This window comes from Neisseria arctica (genome assembly GCF_022870905.1).
Taxonomy (GTDB): domain Bacteria; phylum Pseudomonadota; class Gammaproteobacteria; order Burkholderiales; family Neisseriaceae; genus Neisseria; species Neisseria arctica.
This window is the reverse complement of record NZ_CP091510.1, coordinates 1,770,913-1,786,503: the sequence shown is the minus strand read 5'-3', so window position 1 is coordinate 1,786,503 and position 15,591 is coordinate 1,770,913. Positions and strand designations below refer to the sequence as shown.

The following is a 15,591-nucleotide window of genomic DNA, read 5'->3' as shown; positions in this document are numbered from 1 at the left end:
AGCGGAACCGTCTGAATATAGCATACTTTGCGATTTGGTATATTCAGACGGCCTGTTTGTTATGGCATATCCGATAACGTTATTCTAAATTCTAAAACATGTCTTTATGGTGGTTTGGGCTTTGGGCTTTGGCAGCGGCTGGCTTTAAATATATAAAATCCTGCAAAAATTTTTTCGCAGCTACGCGTATATATTGCGCTTATGATAAAGTATGGCGGTTACCGTTGCTATTTTCAATTTAGGAATTGTAGATTTAGGAATGCAATTTATGTTTTTTGGGAAAACCCGTATCCGTCCTGTGTGCGCAATATTGGCACTCTGTTGCAGTATCAGTGCTTATGCGGCTGTTGGAGAGGTTTCCGTTGTTATGCCGAAGGAAACCGTTGTCGTTCAAAAAAAGCGTTTCGCTAATTTTAGTGAGCAGGAACGGGCGCAGGAGCAGCAACGTCGCAGCGATATTATCCAGCGCACCAATCAGATGTTTACTTTATTGGGCGCGGAGATGGCATTGCAAAAAGGCGATGCGGGAACGGCCTTGGCTACTTATATGGTTATGCTTGACCGTATCCGGAGTTCGGAAGTGGCCGAGCGTGCAATGGAAATGGCTTTAAGCCTGAATGCTTATGAGCAGGCAGAGGCTATTTTTCAAAAGTGGCGTGAAATTGAACCCGAACCCGGCGCGGCGCAAAAACGCATGGCCTGGGGCCGTAGCTTGATAGCAGGTGATATCGAGTATGCGCGAAACAACTTTAACGATGTTCTCAGAGATGCGGATGAGGAGCAGACGCGCCGGATATTTCTGCTTCTATCCCAAATGAGTGTGCAGCAACCTGATTTGGCTAAGAAATTGGGCAGTTCGGTACACCGCTTCGCTTCTAAATATCCCGATATGCCCGAAGCAGTCATTGCAGATGTGATTTTCAGTGCCCAAAATCAAAATAGCAGTGATGCCGTACGGGCTTTACAGAAACTGGCCGAGCTGGATGCCGATATTCGTCCGCCTACGGAATTGACTTTGCGGCTGATCGCCCAAAGAAACCCCGAAGTATTGAATCGTTTTTTTACCGAAACCGATACCCGTAATCTTTCGCCGGTATGGCAGGAGTTGGAAATCAGCAGCATGATTAATTCCGGCAATACCGAAGAAGCTTATAATCTTCTGCAAAAGCTTCTTGCACAGAATCCGAATGCTGATTTGTATATTCAGGCGGCATTATTGGCCGTGCAGCGTGACAACGGTGTGTCGGAAGTAAATACCTATCTTGAAAAAGCTTATAGCTTCGGAACACATGAGCAGAAAAACCGGGCCGCCGTCATTGGTGCTATGCGCAGTGCCGATGCTAAAGACTATACCGGTATGCAGGTTTGGTTGGACAGAATTGATGCGCCGGAATATATATTCGATAGGGAAGTTTTGCGTGCTTCAATGGCAGCCGAGCGCGGTAATTGGCGTCAGGCTTTGGTAGTATCGAAACAAGCCCGCCGTTTGCCGGCGCAGCAGGGGCGTTTTTTTACCGCTTCTGATCTATTGAGGGTGCAGCTGTTTGCTATCGGAATGCACGATCAACCCCGTCAAGCGATTATTGAACTGAATTCTTTGCTGGCTCAAGCAGAAAAACAGCAAGATGCTGATGAGCAAGTGGCTGATGTTTTGTACCAACGTGCATTGATTTATGCGGATAAATTGCAGCAGCCGCAAAAAGCCATCGTGGATTTACGCCGTTACTTGGCATTCAACCCCAATAGTGCAGGCGGTATGAATGCACTTGGCTATACTATGCTTTCCTTACCCTCAGCGGATGCAGAAGAAGCATTTTCTCTGATACAGGCAGCATATCATTTAGAGCCGGAATCGGCTGCAATTAATGATAGTATGGGCTGGGCATATTTCCGCAAAGGTGATCCGCAAGCAGCACTGCCGTATTTGCAGTATGCGTTTGAGCAATACCCGGATCCTGAAGTAGGTGCTCATTTGGGCGAAGTGTTATGGGTTTTAGGTGAGCGGGAAAAGGCCAAACAAATATGGGCCGAGGGGTTTGCCAAAAAAGGCAATAAGGCGGTTTTAGCAGATACTTTAAAGAGATTGGGGGTACAGAAAAATACTTTGCCCAAAGCTCAGTCAAACTAAAAAGTAGTAAATATTACGTTTAATTTTTCAGACGGCCTATTGCGTCAAATAATGCCGTCTGAAAAAAGAAATAAAAATTTATGATGAAAAGTAAAAGCTTATTCAAATTTTGCACCATCGGCGCGGCTGTATTTTCTTTGGCAGCGTGTGCCGGTTTGCAACCAGCGACTACACAGCAGTGGAGCCCTCAGCAAGAATCTGCGGATTTTAATGCGGAGGGGCGTTTGGCTGTGCGTATGGATGGGAAAGGCTCTTATGCCAACTTTGATTGGATCCAGCAAAAATCTGTACGAACCATCAATGTAAATACGCCTTTAGGCAACACTTTGGGGCAATTGTGCCAAGATAACAACGGTGTGTTGGCCGTAGGTAGCGACGGCCGTATATATGAGGCTGAGAATGCCTCCGAATTGAGCAGGCAATTACTGGGTTTCTCGCTTCCTTTGCAATACCTTGACGTATGGGCGGCAGGGCAATGGGTAGCCGGAACCCCCCATCAAATTTTACAGGATGGCCGTTTACAGCAATTTGGATGGATTATTTCGCGCCAGCTTAATTCAGACGGCCAAGTTAGAATTTTGCAATTAGAGGATCAAAAACTGAGCTTGCGTTTGATATTTGATTATTTTGATTACACTAAGTCGGAATCTGCTCCGGTACAGTGTGAAATCAGGAATCGTGCATGAAGCAGAAAGTTCCCTCGAATGCTCAGGCATTTCTCGCCCCTGCCAAGTTGAATCTTGATCTGCGCATTACCGGACGCAGGCCAGACGGCTATCATAATCTTGAAAGCATATTTTGCTTGATAGGTTTGTACGATACTGTGTTTTTGGCATTGCGTGAAGATTCCCTGATTCGGCTTCATACGCCTACAGATGATTTGCCCCCCGAGCAAGATTTGGCTTATAGGGCTGCCGTATTGCTGCAACAATATTGTGGGATTAGGCAAGGAGTAGATATTTGGTTGGATAAAAGAATTCCTACGGGAGGAGGGCTAGGGGGAGGCAGCTCTGATGCGGCTACTGTTTTAATGGCCTTGAATAAATTATGGCAATGTGCAATACCACGTAAAAAATTGATAGACCTAGGCTTGTCTTTGGGAGCCGATGTTCCTTTTTTTATTTTCGGTCAAAATGCGTTTGCCAAGGGGGTCGGAGAAGATCTGATATCAATGGATATACCGAATAATTGGTATGTGATAGTCAAACCCGATGTTCATGTCAGTACCGCTATAATTTTTTCGCATCAAGGCTTGACACGTGATTCCAAACCCAGCATAATGCCGACTTTCCAAGCATTACAGCCTTTTCGTAATGATATGCAGGCAGTGGTGTTTGAAAGTTATCCTGAGGTAAAAGAAGCTTATCAATATTTAAAAGAATATGGTAGGCCTCAGATGACCGGATCCGGTGCTTGTTTGTTTTTGTCTTGTTCGAGCCGGCAGGATGCTGAAGCTATATACAGCCAAATTTCAAACCAATATCAAGCATATTGCGTAGCAGGCTTATCAAAGCATCCGTTGTTTGATATATAAAGTTTTGAAGTGTTGGGGAGTCGTCAAGCGGTTAAGACACTGGATTTTGATTCCAGCATGCGAAGGTTCGAATCCTTCCTCCCCAGCCACTCAGTTTTGGGGCGTCGTCAAGTGGTTAAGACTCTGGATTTTGATTCCAGCATGCGTAGGTTCGAATCCTACCGCCCCAGCCAAAATAAAAGCGTGTAAGAAAACTTGCACGCTTTTATTACGTTTTAGCAGTATGCCTGCCTGATAGGTAAGCGTTCGAAATATACTAATAAAATATTTGCGCAGCGCATTGAGTGCCAGAGACGGATTGATAACCTCTGCAAGGTTATCCTGCCGTAGCAAAAGAGCTTATTTACCATAAATAAAGTACAGTTAGACTTTAAGACTCTTGTCTGCTTGCGTATAATGAGCGGCTGGTATCCAGCTTAAGCGGAAGGAAGCAAATGTTTCCTGTTGAAATTTCTAATATTCGTGGTGAAGATATGGCGGCATATGACAGTTTGATGGTATTTACCGGTAATGCCAATGCGGAATTGGCTCAAAAAGTGGTCAAACACTTGGATATTACCTTAGGTAATGCTTCGGTTAGCAAGTTCTCTGATGGCGAAGTGGCCGTTGAATTATTGGAAAACGTACGTGGTCGGGATGTATTTATTTTGCAGCCTACTTGTGCGCCGACTAATGATAACTTAATGGAAGTACTGACTATGGCAGATGCCCTCAAGAGGGCTTCTGCCGGACGTATTACGGCGGCAATTCCATATTTCGGGTATGCTCGTCAAGACCGCAGGCCACGTTCGGTGCGTGTGCCTATTTCAGCTAAGTTAGTTGCTAATATGTTATATTCGGCAGGTATTGACCGTGTATTAACTGTTGATTTGCACGCCGACCAAATTCAGGGTTTTTTTGATATTCCTGTTGACAACATCTATGCCACACCGATTTTGATTAATGATATTCAGCAGCAACGTATTGAGAATCTGACAGTGGTAAGCCCGGATATTGGAGGGGTGGTTCGTGCTCGCGCGGTTGCTAAAGTTTTAAATAGCGATTTGGCGATTATTGATAAACGACGCCCTAAAGCAAACGTAGCTGAAGTAATGAATATTATTGGTGATATCCAAGACAGAACTTGTTTGATTGTTGATGATATGATTGATACTGCTAATACTTTGTGTAAAGCAGCTGCTGCTTTGAAAGAACGCGGTGCTTCACGTGTATTAGCTTATGCAACCCATCCTGTGTTTTCAGGCGAAGCAATCAGCCGTATCGCTTCTTCTGCAATTGACCAGGTTGTTGTTACCGATACTATTCCTTTGTCGGAAGCTGCACGTAAGTGTGATCGTATTCGTCAAGTTACGATTGCAGGACTTTTGGCTGAAACGGTCCGCCGTATCAGTAATGAAGAATCTGTTTCTTATCTTTTCAATGAAGATCTGTTAACAGCAGGCAATATGTATTTGCCTTAATTCCCTTAGTCGCCTTAAGCTGGTCGCGGCCGATGGTGATATTTTAATTTAAATTTGGAGTAATATTTATGTCATACGAAATTCAAGCTACTGTTCGTGAAGCTCAGGGCACTGGTGCGAGCCGCCGCCTGCGTCGCGAAGGTAAAACCCCCGCTGTTTTGTACGGTGACAATCAAGAAGCGGTGGCAATCGCTGTCGATCACAAAACCGTATATTACGCTTTGGAGAAAGAGTCTTTTCATACGGCTCTAATTAAGCTTGCTTTGGAAGGTAAAACTCATGACGTTATCGTGCGTGATTTTCAAATGCATCCTTTCCGCCAAGAGGTACAACACATCGATTTTCAGGTAGTTGATGCAGCCAAGCCTGTAAAAATCCGTGTGCCTTTGCATATTGTTAATGCAGAAACTTCCCAAGCAGTTAAGTTGCAAGGCGGCCGAGTGTCTTTGCTTGCAACTTCGGTTGAGGTGGTTGCCTTGCCGAAAGATATTCCTGCAGCTTTAGATTTGGATTGTGCCTCTGTTGTAGCTGGCGATATCTTGCATTTATCAGATATCAAGTTCCCGGAAGGTGTTCAAAGTGTTGCATTGAAGCGCAATGAAAATTTAGCCGTTGCAACTGTAACTGGTAAAAAACGCTAATAGAAAGGCGTCAATTTACTGTTAAATTTTCGTAGAAAAGATCCTGCCGCATGACGGTAGGATCTTTTTTATGGATGAGATAATAGCAATCGCCAGGTATGAGCTAAGTTACTTCGCGTTGAATCTATGATTTAAGGTAGTTGATGCTTAATTTGTACCATTGGTTAAATCTAACCGTATTGTGGTGCATATCTACTTATTTTATTCTCTAAGAGCGGAGTGAATTTATTTAAATAGCATAAATAAATTGAATTGAAATTTATATTTAGAAATTTAAATTTATGAGAAGGGAGTTTAGAGAATCCCTTCGAAGAGATAGGATATTTATATATGTAGTTAATAGTAATTTAAGTGGTAATGTGGCAAATTATACACTTTGGGTTCACAATATTTACCTTTTATCTCATTAAGCGTAAAAAATATTGAATATAATGTTATGCTGTACTAATTAAAATGGCTTATCTTGTTATGTTTTGAATTAAGTTTTTAATGAAATGACATTGACCCTCTCTCTTCAAATTAAGAGAATTGATACAAATATATATTAACGAAAATATTCCAATCGGGTATGATGGACATATCTGATAGATATTGGCATAACCCAAATACTAAGTTGCGAATTTATGCAAAAGTTTCCATCTATGATAAGTGGTGTTTTAAAGCATTCAGTAGTTTCAATCTGTCTGATGCTTGCCACTCAAACTCTTTCTGCTAAAGGGCTTCAAGATATCTTGAAGTATGCTTTGGTTTCTGATCCTTCATTGTTAGAGGCGAAAGCCAATGAAAATGCCGCTAAAAGCACCACAAAAGCAACCCGTGCCGGGCACTATCCGGTATTAACGCTTACAGGTACGCAAGTAATTACCCAAAAGCATAAATATGATAGTAATGATCGTAATAACGGTTTGGGTGTACGGGGTACTATGAATATCTATTCATGGGGAGGTATTGAAGCTTCGGTAAGGCGTGATAAAAATAAAGAGGTGTATCAGAAATATAAATATTTTGAAACACAAGAACAACTAGGTGGTGAAATCGGTAAGTTATATCTTACTGCATTACGAGCAAAAGAAACATTATTAATCAATCAGAAAAGTTTAGATCGCCATAATAATTTACTTAAAGATTTAAGCGTTATTGCCAAATATGATACCGGGCGCCGTTCGGAAGTTGTAGAGGCCCGAGCTCGGCAACTACAGGTAGCTACTACAATTGCCCAGCAACGTCGTACGATGGAGCTGGCGCTTAGCCGCTTATCCAAATATACAAACCAGCCGGTTACTGCAGATGATTTGCAAGATCCTTTTGCCAGTGATTCAGTAGCTTCTTTGACCGGAAATTATAAAATTGACGGTAGTCATCTCAATCCTTCCTATTTGGCTCAACAGGCAGAAAGAGAAAGTGCTAATGCGGAATTGGCTGTTGCTAAGGCTGCCCGGTTACCGGCATTGAATCTTGAGGGTGTGCTGACCAAAGACAGTAAAGAACTATATATGAACATGTCTTGGAATGTATTGGATGTCGCAGCCCGCCATAATGTTGCAAAAAATGCAGCAACTTTAATTGCGGCAGAATCTAAATTGGAGCAAATTGCACGAGAAGTTCAAGAAAAAGCACGGACTGCTGCAATTGATATGCAGCAAAGCGAACAGCGTGCAGATATTACTGCTGAACATATTGTTGCCCAGAAAGAAGTAGTTCGTGCATATGAATTGCAATTCAAAATTGCCCGTCGAACGCTTACCGATGTGTTGGGTGCTTATACTGAATTAGCAAGTATCGAGCAAGAATATGTAACAGCTCGCAATGATTTTCGTGATGCCGCCTTGGAGTATTTGGTTGCGCAGTCGCAAGTGGCCAATTGGGCGGGTGTTAAGCAAGAGAAGTAACTAAAGTTTATTTTGAAGACTGAATAAAATTATGAAATCAATTATCGAACACATTGCCTTAACTACACGTTTGTTGGGTGCTCCGGTATCTGAAGCGGCATTATCTGCAGAAGTCATTCGGGATAAAAAGCTTAATGTTAATTTTCATTCGCTTACAGAAGTGCTTCGAAGCCATGGTTTTGAGAATACTTTATCTAAGCGGAAGCTTCAGGATATCCCATCATTGGCTGTGCCGGTAGTATTGGTTCTTCATAATGAAGAGGCTGCGGTTGTTACTCAAATTGAGGGCACAGGGCAAGAACGTCAATATCATGTGCGTCAGGCTGATGGCTTGGCTCAAGTTTTAAGTCACCAGCAGCTTTCAGGGTTGTATTTAGGTTATTGTTGGTTTATCAAGCCTAAAATGGTATCTGATGCCCGTTCAGAATTGCCTGAATATCATTTGCCGAAGTCATGGTTCTGGAAAGTGATATGGCGCTTCCGCGGATATTATTATCAGGTAGTTTTGGCAACATTTATTATCAACTTTTTGGCTTTGGTTAGCTCTTTGTATGTAATGAATGTTTATGACCGGGTGATTCCGAACCAAGCTTATGAAACGTTGTGGGTGTTGAGTATAGGCGTAGTTTTGGCAATTACATTTGAATTTATAGCTAAAATGATCCGTAGCCACTTAACTGATATTGCAGGAAAAAAGGCAGATTTAATTATTAGTTCTGCACTTTTTCGCCGTGTAATGGCTTTGCGTTTGGCTGATCGGCCGGCATCTTCAGGTTCCTATGCCAACAACTTGCGCGAATTTGAGGCTGTCCGTGAGTTTATGACCAGTGCGAGTTTGCTTACTTTGGTTGATTTGCCTTTCTTGATTTTGTTTATTACGGTTATTGCTATTGTGGGTGGTAAGTTGGCTTTAGTACCGACTATTATCATTCCGATTGTTGTACTGGTAGGCTTTTTAGTACAACGTCCTATGGCAAGACATATCAATGAATCAATGAAAGAGTCTTCTCAACGTTCCGGATTGGCAGTAGAAGCAATTGAGGGAATTGAAACTCTCAAAACGAACAATGCTACTTCTTGGGCTCAACAGCGTTGGGATGAATATACAGCCAAGACTTCGGCTTCATCCATTAAGGTTAAAGACACCAGTAATTTTGTCGTTAATTTTGCGGTTGCAATGCAGCAGCTTAATACGGTTGGATTGGTTTTATTAGGTACTTATTTGATCCATGCAGATAATCCGTCAGACCGCATTACTATGGGTGCGTTGATTGCTTCTGTTATTTTATCAGGACGGGCTTTGGCGCCTCTAGCACAAATTGCCGGTTTGGCAACTCGTTTCCAACAAGCAAAATTAGCTTTGGAGGGAGTAAACAATATTGTCGAACGACCGATTGAACGTAATCCCGAACGTAAGTACATTACTTTGGATCATATTCAAGGAGGTATTACTTTTGACAATGTTTCTTTTGAATACCAAGAGGAAACAGGGGCAGCTGTTAGTGATTTGAAATTGACAATCCGCCCAGGTGAAAAAGTGGGTGTATTAGGGCGTATCGGTAGCGGCAAAAGTACAATGTTGAAACTTGCCAGCGGTTTGTATGACGCACAGAAAGGTAATGTAACACTGGATGGCGTAGATATGCGTCAGCTTGATCCTAACTTTTTGCGCAGTGAAGTCACATTATTGAGTCAGTCTCCTCGTTTATTCTTGGGGACGCTGCGTGAAAATATGGATTTGGCGCGCTTGGATGGTTACTCCACCGACCAAGAGTTGTTAGTAGCTTTAAAACGTTTTGGCTTAGACCGCATCATTCGTAACCATCCGCGGGGATTGGATATGCCTTTGGGTGAGGATGGTTTGGGTTTATCAGGTGGTCAAAAACAAATTATCGCATTGGCGCGTATGACTTTACGCTCTCCTAAAGTCGTACTTTTGGATGAACCGACTACAGGCTTAGATCAAGCTACAGAACGTATGGCTTTAAATGCCTTGGCTCAGTGGGGTAAAGATAAAACTATGGTATTGGTGACCCACCGCCCGCAAGTTTTACAAATCGTGAACCGTATTGTCGTGATGGATAACGGTAAAGTAGTTATGGATGGTCCGCGTGATTTGGTATTGAAGCAATTAATGCAAAACGAAGAAAAAGCTGCAGGCCAAAAGCAGCAGCGCCAACGTGTAGAGGCGCAAACAACCGTTGAAAGCCAGCAGGCCTAATATTCAGACGGCCTTTGAATCTTATAATTAAGGTATACAACATTATGAGCAGTGAAAACAATGTCAAATCAAAAGATCTTCCGTTGATTAATGATTTGAATGCCGCTTTGCAAAAAGAAAAGCATAGTGGTCAGTTTTGGGTCATTATTCTATTTTTTGTTTTTTTAGTGGTCTTTGTCATTTGGGCTTACAATAGTCCGATTGAGGAGGTCACTCGAGGCCAGGGTAATGTGATTCCCAGCAGCCGCGAGCAGGTAATACAGAGTATTGATCCTGGCGTGATTACTGAGATGCGGGTAAGAGAAGGCGATATTGTTGAAAAAGATCAAATTATTTTAAAACTTGATGATACGCGCAGTTCGGCTATTTTTCGTGAAAGTGAAGCCAAGGTGCAGAACCTGGAAGCTATGGTAGCCCGCTTAAAAGCCGAAGCCTATGGTGCTGAGTTAACTTTTCCGAAGGGAATCAGTGAAGAGTTGAAACAAAGGGAGCAGGCGGCTTTTGTGGCTCGTCGTCGTGCAGTAGTTGATGCCATCAAGGGATTAAGCACCAGCAAGGCAGCTTTGGATCGTGAAATTAGTATTACGGCCCCTATGGTGGCACAAGGTGTTGTATCTGAAGTTGAATTATTGCGTATGCAGCGAGAGTCCAGTGATTTGGCATTACAAATAGATGAGCGCCGTAATCGTTATATGGCTGATGCGAATAATGAGTTGGTGCAGGCAGAATCCGAATTGGCTCAAGCTAAAGAAAATATGGCAATGCGGGCAGATCCGGTGGATCGCTCTCTTATACGCGCACCGATGCGAGGAATCGTAAAAGATATTAAAATCAATACTGTAGGTGGTGTGGTGAATGTGGGGCAAGATATTCTCACAATCGTACCACTTGATGATAAATTATTAGTTGAAGCTTATATCCGTCCTCAAGATGTGGCGTTTATTAGTCCCGGACTTCCGGCAGTAGTTAAAATCAGCGCATATGATTATGCGATTTATGGTGGTTTGGAGGGTAAAGTAACTTTAATCAGCCCGGATACTATGAGCAGTTCCAATCAGCCGCAAGCAAATGATATGAAGCTGGATCCGAACCAAGTTTATTATCGAATCCTCGTGCAAACCGACACCAATAGTTTGAAAGATAAAAACGGAAAAGATATGCCGATTATTCCGGGTATGGTTGCTACAGTAGATGTAAAGACAGGCGAAAAAACTGTATTCCAATACTTGATCAAGCCGATTACCCGTATGAAACAAGCTTTACGTGAACGTTAATTGAATCTAGCAGAAGATTTATTTTGATACTTTAAATCCCTTATTAACCTCGATATGAGGTTGATAAGGGGTTTTTATTAGAATTAATAAATTAATTTTAAGGATTGGGTAGTCGTAAGTGATTTTTATTGTCCGTTGGTCTAGATAGGAGAAGATATTTATTGGCTAGAAATATATGAAAACAAATTTTATATTTTAAGGCTAAGAGAGCGTTGTATATTGGTATAAGGTGTAAGATTTAAACCACATGTTTTAGATTACATGTTTTTTAGATTATAGATATGGTGAAATTTGGGATGTAAAAAACAGCCGTAGTTTACTGATTACGGCTGTTTTTATTTTGCAGGCTTTTTCATTAGCTCTGTATGGCATGCTGCCCAGTAAGTAGGTAGTGAATAGTTTCTTGTACACTTTTAATAGCATTGCCGAATGGTAAGGGATCTTTGCCTCGGAAGAATAGGCCTTTATCAACTTCACCGCGCCAAGCTGCAGCCAATTTGAGGTCGATACAAAATTGTCCGACTTTTTCAAGTCCATCTCGTAAACCGCATACGGAAAGGCAGTTAATACCTTGTGTACAGCGGCGGGGATCAGCTTTTGCATTGGCTTGTAAAATGCTTTCGCGCTTCATGTAGCTTTCGAGAAATTTAGTTTTTACGCCACGGGCAGGCAAGCCAGCTACAGACATGAATTCAACTACTTGTTCTGTTTCAGCTCCTGCTAAGGTTTTTTTAAAATTAATATGGGCATCACCTTCTTGAGTTACGGCAAAAGCTGTGCCGATTTGTACTGCCGACGCACCCCATTCTTTCAGAGCAGTTTGGATTTTTTGGAAGTTAGCCATACCACCTGCTAAAACGAGCGGGATTTTTTCGCTTTCCAAGCCGAGGTTTTTAAAAACCTCAAAGGTTTCTTCGATAACCCGTTTGAATTCAAACTTTTCATCATTTACGCCGTCAACCGTCATTGCGCCTAAGTGGCCGGCCGCATGTGCAGGATGTTCTATAACAATAGCGTCAGGTAAAACCCCTTTTTTCATCCAGCGCCTCAAAACAATATTGATACCGCGTGATTCTGAAAGAATAGGTAATAAGGCAATATTTCTATAGCCTTCGGTCATCTCCGGAAGATCTAGCGGCAGGCCCGCTCCCATAACAATGGCATCTGCTCCGGACTCACACGCTTGGCGCACTAAGGCTTGATGATCTTTAACAGCTTTCATAACGTTGACGGCAATCATGCCGCGGCCTTGTGATTCTGCTTTGGCCTTTTTTATTTCGCGATCAAGTGCGATACGGTTAAGTTTGTCGTATTTTTCTTCGGTGGGATTAATTTTGGATTCGATCAGCAAATCATCATGCAGATGGCGTAAGTCTACGCTGGCGATGGTTCCCACACCGTTTTCACGAGCTACGGCGCTGGATAAGCTGGAGGCAGAAACGCCTACGCCCATTCCGCCCTGTACGATAGGAATCAGACTTTTCCCACGGATAACCAATGGTTTAAAAGAATGTTGCATGATTTTTCCTCTGTAGGTGCTTTTCTAGATGGGTTTGATTGAATAAATATTATACTCTAAAAATTCTGAAAATTAGAGTATAACTATAGTTTTTATCACAATTTGTCTGGTTTTTTATAAGCACATTTTTATTTATAAAGCAATATTTTTTAGAGATATTTTCAGCAGGCTGCCTGAAAACTGAGCGTAAGTTGTTGAAACGGATTATTTTTTCCAGTTGATATCATCTATAGAATCAACCTGTTGGATTCTACGGGTATTCAAATCTACGGCTGTAAGCGCGCCTCCCCATAGGGCGCCTGTATCCAGAGAAATCACGCGGCAAGCATCTAAATAGCCTAATGCAGACCAATGGCCGAAAATGATAGTGTGGCTTAAATGACGGCGATCAGGTGCTTCAAACCAGGCGCGTAAGCCGGCAGGCATGTCGGCAGGATTGCCTTTAAAATCATAATCAAGCTCGTTGTTGTAGCTGATTGCGCGCATTCGTGTCATTACATTGGTAATCATGCGCAGACGTTCTGCTTCGCTTAGTTTCGGATTCCAGCTTCGTGGCTTATTGCCATACATCTCGGCAAAATAGGCGGAGGGGTTGGGACTGCGTAATTCGTTTTCGACTTCGGCTGCCAGTGCTATAGCATCAGCAACACTCCATTGAGGCAATAATCCTGCGTGAACCAATAGATAATTGTTATCGGTAATTAAGAGAGGTTGTTGATGTAGCCAATCGAGTAACTGACGGCGAGCGGGGTGTTTCAGGATAGGTTCTATTGTATCGCCGCGCTTAATTTTGCCATAACCGTATGATACGGCTAGCAGATGCAAATCGTGGTTACCTAATACGGTGCGTACGCTGCTTTCGTGCCGTTTGGCAAATTGCAAACACTCTAAGGATTTAGGACCACGGTTAACGATGTCCCCGGTAAGCCAAAGGGTATCGCTGCCGTGATTGAATCCGATTTTGGCCAGTAGGGTTTCTAGTTCGTCATAGCAACCTTGTAAGTCGCCGATTGCATAATGTGCCATAGTGAGATAGGTGGAAAATGTTTATATCATTGTTTATTTGATATTTCTATTGAAGGAAGTAATAAAGGCTGCGCGGCGGTATGCACAGCCTTTGAAGTTTTGAGTATGGCAGGCTTATATTACAAATTCAATACCAAAACAGCTTCTGCTTCTACTTGTACGCCTTTTGGCAGGCTGGCTACGCCTACTGCGGCACGTGCGGGGAATGGTTGGGCAAAGTATTCCGCCATTACTTCGTTGAAAATAGCAAAATTACCCAAATCGGTGAGATAGGCGTTAACTTTTACAATATCCTTCAACGAACCGCCAGCAGCTTCTGCTACGGCTTGCAGGTTTTTAAACACTTGATGGGTTTCGGCGCGGAAGTCGCCCTCACCAACTACGGTCATAGTGGTTGGATCAAGCGGAATTTGTCCGCTCATATAAACGGTATTGCCGGCACGTACAGCTTGTGAATATGCACCGATGGCTGCGGGTGCTTTGTCGGTATGGATGATGGTTTTACTCATATTCAATCTCCTAGTGTGAAATTACGTGGGATTATCTTATAAATAATCAGCTTTGACTATGTTTCGGCAGTTTGGGCTTTCAGACGGCTTATTTTCTTTATCGTATAGGCCGTCTGAAAATTATGCAGGGTATCGGTTATAGAAAATATTGCAGTAAATCATTTAAAAAACGTTTACCTTGCTCAGTGGGGCGAAAGTAAAGAGGGTCGGTATCCAACAAGCCTTTGGTTTGTGCGGCCCGAATTTGCGTACTGATTTGCGCCGGAGAAATACCGGTACGCTCTTGCAGCCAAGAGGCAGGCACACCCTCGCTCAAACGTAGGGCATTCATCATAAATTCAAATGCCAAATCTTCTTTGGCAATGGTGCGGCGCTCAATGGCGTCCGCAGGGTTATTTTCCATTGCCGTCTGATAATCTTTCGGATGACGTCGTCGAACGGTACGCTCAATATGGGTCGGATAGGAAATTTTACCGTGTGCGCCTGCTCCAATGCCGATGTAGTCTCCAAACTGCCAATAATTGAGATTGTGGCGGCATTGGTAGCCGGAGTGGGCGAATGCGGAGGTTTCATAGTGAATGAATCCTGCTTCTGCTAACCTGTCGTGTACGGCATCTTCAATATCCTGTGCAGCTTCATCTGCCGGCAGCTCAGGAGGCGGAGTATGGCCGAAGGGTGTATTGGGCTCCATTGTGAGATGGTACGCGCTGATGTGCCGAACACCTGTCGCAATAGCGGTTTCTATGTCGTTTAGGGCCGCTTGAACGGTTTGAGAGGGTAAGGCGTACATTAAATCGATATTGACTTTATCGAATAGTTGAAGAGCCGTCTCGATGGCAGTGAGAGCTTCGCGGCTGTTGTGGATGCGGCCTATCGCAGTAAGAGCACTATCATTAAAACTTTGTACGCCGATTGAAAGCCGCGTGATACCTGCATCTTTAAAGCCTTGGAACTTTTCCCGCTCAAAGGTGCCGGGGTTGGCTTCCAAAGTAATTTCGGCTTGTGGCTGTAATTTCACCAGAGCGCGGATACCGCTGAGAAGGCGATCAATAGAAGCAGCTTGAAATATGCTTGGTGTGCCGCCGCCGATAAATATGGTTTCCACTGGGCGTCCCCAAATATTAGGTAACTCGGTTTGTAAGTCGGTTAGGAGGGCATCAATATAGCTGTTTTCATTCAAGCCCGCTTTTGCCTGATGCGAATTGAAATCACAATATGGACATTTGCGTATACACCAAGGAATATGAATGTAAAGTGATAGTGGTGGCAGGGTGCTGAGTTGGCCGGGTGTGTTAAAGCTGACTGGTATCATTGGTAGCTCGAAATTTGAACCTTCCCCATATTTTCTGAGCCCGGTTTTATAAACAAACGGGCGAGATAATATCGGGGG

12 protein-coding genes and 2 tRNA genes are annotated in these 15,591 nt (G+C 43.2%); 10 read left to right on the top strand and 4 right to left on the bottom strand.

The features are described from left to right. The first annotated feature begins 268 nt into the window (after window positions 1–268). From LVJ86_RS08225 to LVJ86_RS08180, 10 genes are all read left to right on the top strand, one after another. Complete coding sequence (locus LVJ86_RS08225; protein ID WP_047760450.1) at window positions 269–2,128, top strand: tetratricopeptide repeat protein; 1,860 nt, start codon at window positions 269–271, stop codon at window positions 2,126–2,128. 80 nt (window positions 2,129–2,208) lie between these two features. Further along, the gene (locus LVJ86_RS08220; RefSeq protein ID WP_047760409.1) at window positions 2,209–2,814 is read left to right on the top strand and encodes an outer membrane lipoprotein LolB; all 606 of its coding nucleotides are present in this window, start codon (window positions 2,209–2,211) and stop codon (window positions 2,812–2,814) included. Further along, window positions 2,811–3,662 carry a 4-(cytidine 5'-diphospho)-2-C-methyl-D-erythritol kinase gene (ispE, locus tag LVJ86_RS08215; protein WP_047760408.1) on the top strand — a complete coding sequence of 284 codons (852 nt, stop codon included), beginning with the start codon at window positions 2,811–2,813 and terminating at the stop codon, window positions 3,660–3,662. Before LVJ86_RS08220 ends, ispE begins: the two co-directional genes overlap by 4 nt. A gap of 13 nt (window positions 3,663–3,675) precedes the next feature. Further along, window positions 3,676–3,751 (top strand) — tRNA-Gln (locus LVJ86_RS08210). An 8-nt stretch (window positions 3,752–3,759) separates the two neighbouring features. Beyond that, window positions 3,760–3,835: transfer RNA gene (locus LVJ86_RS08205), tRNA-Gln, on the top strand. Between the two features lie 300 nt (window positions 3,836–4,135). Beyond that, window positions 4,136–5,122, top strand: a complete 987-nt coding sequence (locus tag LVJ86_RS08200) for a ribose-phosphate pyrophosphokinase (RefSeq protein WP_152667030.1) — start codon at window positions 4,136–4,138, stop codon at window positions 5,120–5,122. Window positions 5,123–5,190: 68 nt separating this feature from the next. Next, complete coding sequence (locus tag LVJ86_RS08195; protein ID WP_047760406.1) at window positions 5,191–5,763, top strand: 50S ribosomal protein L25/general stress protein Ctc; 573 nt, start codon at window positions 5,191–5,193, stop codon at window positions 5,761–5,763. A 686-nt stretch (window positions 5,764–6,449) separates the two neighbouring features. Next, on the top strand, window positions 6,450–7,652 hold the full coding sequence (locus LVJ86_RS08190) for a TolC family protein (RefSeq protein WP_235284581.1): 1,203 nt from the start codon (window positions 6,450–6,452) through the stop codon (window positions 7,650–7,652). A gap of 31 nt (window positions 7,653–7,683) precedes the next feature. After that, the gene (locus LVJ86_RS08185; protein ID WP_047760404.1) at window positions 7,684–9,873 is read left to right on the top strand and encodes a type I secretion system permease/ATPase; all 2,190 of its coding nucleotides are present in this window, start codon (window positions 7,684–7,686) and stop codon (window positions 9,871–9,873) included. A 44-nt stretch (window positions 9,874–9,917) separates the two neighbouring features. After that, on the top strand, window positions 9,918–11,147 hold the full coding sequence (locus LVJ86_RS08180) for an HlyD family type I secretion periplasmic adaptor subunit (RefSeq protein WP_047760403.1): 1,230 nt from the start codon (window positions 9,918–9,920) through the stop codon (window positions 11,145–11,147). A gap of 355 nt (window positions 11,148–11,502) precedes the next feature. Here the strand turns inward: LVJ86_RS08180 and LVJ86_RS08175 are convergent, their stop codons facing one another. The 4 genes from LVJ86_RS08175 to hemW form a co-directional block, all read right to left on the bottom strand. After that, a complete protein-coding gene (locus LVJ86_RS08175) occupies window positions 11,503–12,666 on the bottom strand; it encodes an NAD(P)H-dependent flavin oxidoreductase (protein WP_047760402.1) in 1,164 nt (387 codons plus the stop codon). Window positions 12,667–12,870: 204 nt separating this feature from the next. Further along, window positions 12,871–13,692, bottom strand: coding sequence for a symmetrical bis(5'-nucleosyl)-tetraphosphatase (locus LVJ86_RS08170; protein WP_047760401.1), 822 nt, complete (start codon window positions 13,690–13,692; stop codon window positions 12,871–12,873). Between the two features lie 119 nt (window positions 13,693–13,811). Continuing rightward, entirely contained in the window at window positions 13,812–14,201 is a 390-nt protein-coding gene (locus tag LVJ86_RS08165; RefSeq protein WP_047760400.1) for a RidA family protein, read from the bottom strand. A 136-nt stretch (window positions 14,202–14,337) separates the two neighbouring features. After that, a complete protein-coding gene (hemW, locus tag LVJ86_RS08160) occupies window positions 14,338–15,513 on the bottom strand; it encodes a radical SAM family heme chaperone HemW (protein WP_047760399.1) in 1,176 nt (391 codons plus the stop codon). Between the last annotated feature and the right edge of the window lie 78 nt (window positions 15,514–15,591).

Coding starts and splice junctions, on each gene's coding strand:
- LVJ86_RS08225 (WP_047760450.1), top strand. CDS start 269: ATGTTTTTTGGGAAAACCCGTATCCGTCCTGTGTGCGCAATATTGGCA.
- LVJ86_RS08220 (WP_047760409.1), top strand. CDS start 2,209: ATGATGAAAAGTAAAAGCTTATTCAAATTTTGCACCATCGGCGCGGCT.
- ispE (WP_047760408.1), top strand. CDS start 2,811: ATGAAGCAGAAAGTTCCCTCGAATGCTCAGGCATTTCTCGCCCCTGCC.
- LVJ86_RS08200 (WP_152667030.1), top strand. CDS start 4,136: ATGGCGGCATATGACAGTTTGATGGTATTTACCGGTAATGCCAATGCG.
- LVJ86_RS08195 (WP_047760406.1), top strand. CDS start 5,191: ATGTCATACGAAATTCAAGCTACTGTTCGTGAAGCTCAGGGCACTGGT.
- LVJ86_RS08190 (WP_235284581.1), top strand. CDS start 6,450: ATGCTTGCCACTCAAACTCTTTCTGCTAAAGGGCTTCAAGATATCTTG.
- LVJ86_RS08185 (WP_047760404.1), top strand. CDS start 7,684: ATGAAATCAATTATCGAACACATTGCCTTAACTACACGTTTGTTGGGT.
- LVJ86_RS08180 (WP_047760403.1), top strand. CDS start 9,918: ATGAGCAGTGAAAACAATGTCAAATCAAAAGATCTTCCGTTGATTAAT.
- LVJ86_RS08175 (WP_047760402.1), bottom strand. CDS start 12,666: ATGCAACATTCTTTTAAACCATTGGTTATCCGTGGGAAAAGTCTGATT.
- LVJ86_RS08170 (WP_047760401.1), bottom strand. CDS start 13,692: ATGGCACATTATGCAATCGGCGACTTACAAGGTTGCTATGACGAACTA.
- LVJ86_RS08165 (WP_047760400.1), bottom strand. CDS start 14,201: ATGAGTAAAACCATCATCCATACCGACAAAGCACCCGCAGCCATCGGT.
- hemW (WP_047760399.1), bottom strand. CDS start 15,513: ATGATACCAGTCAGCTTTAACACACCCGGCCAACTCAGCACCCTGCCA.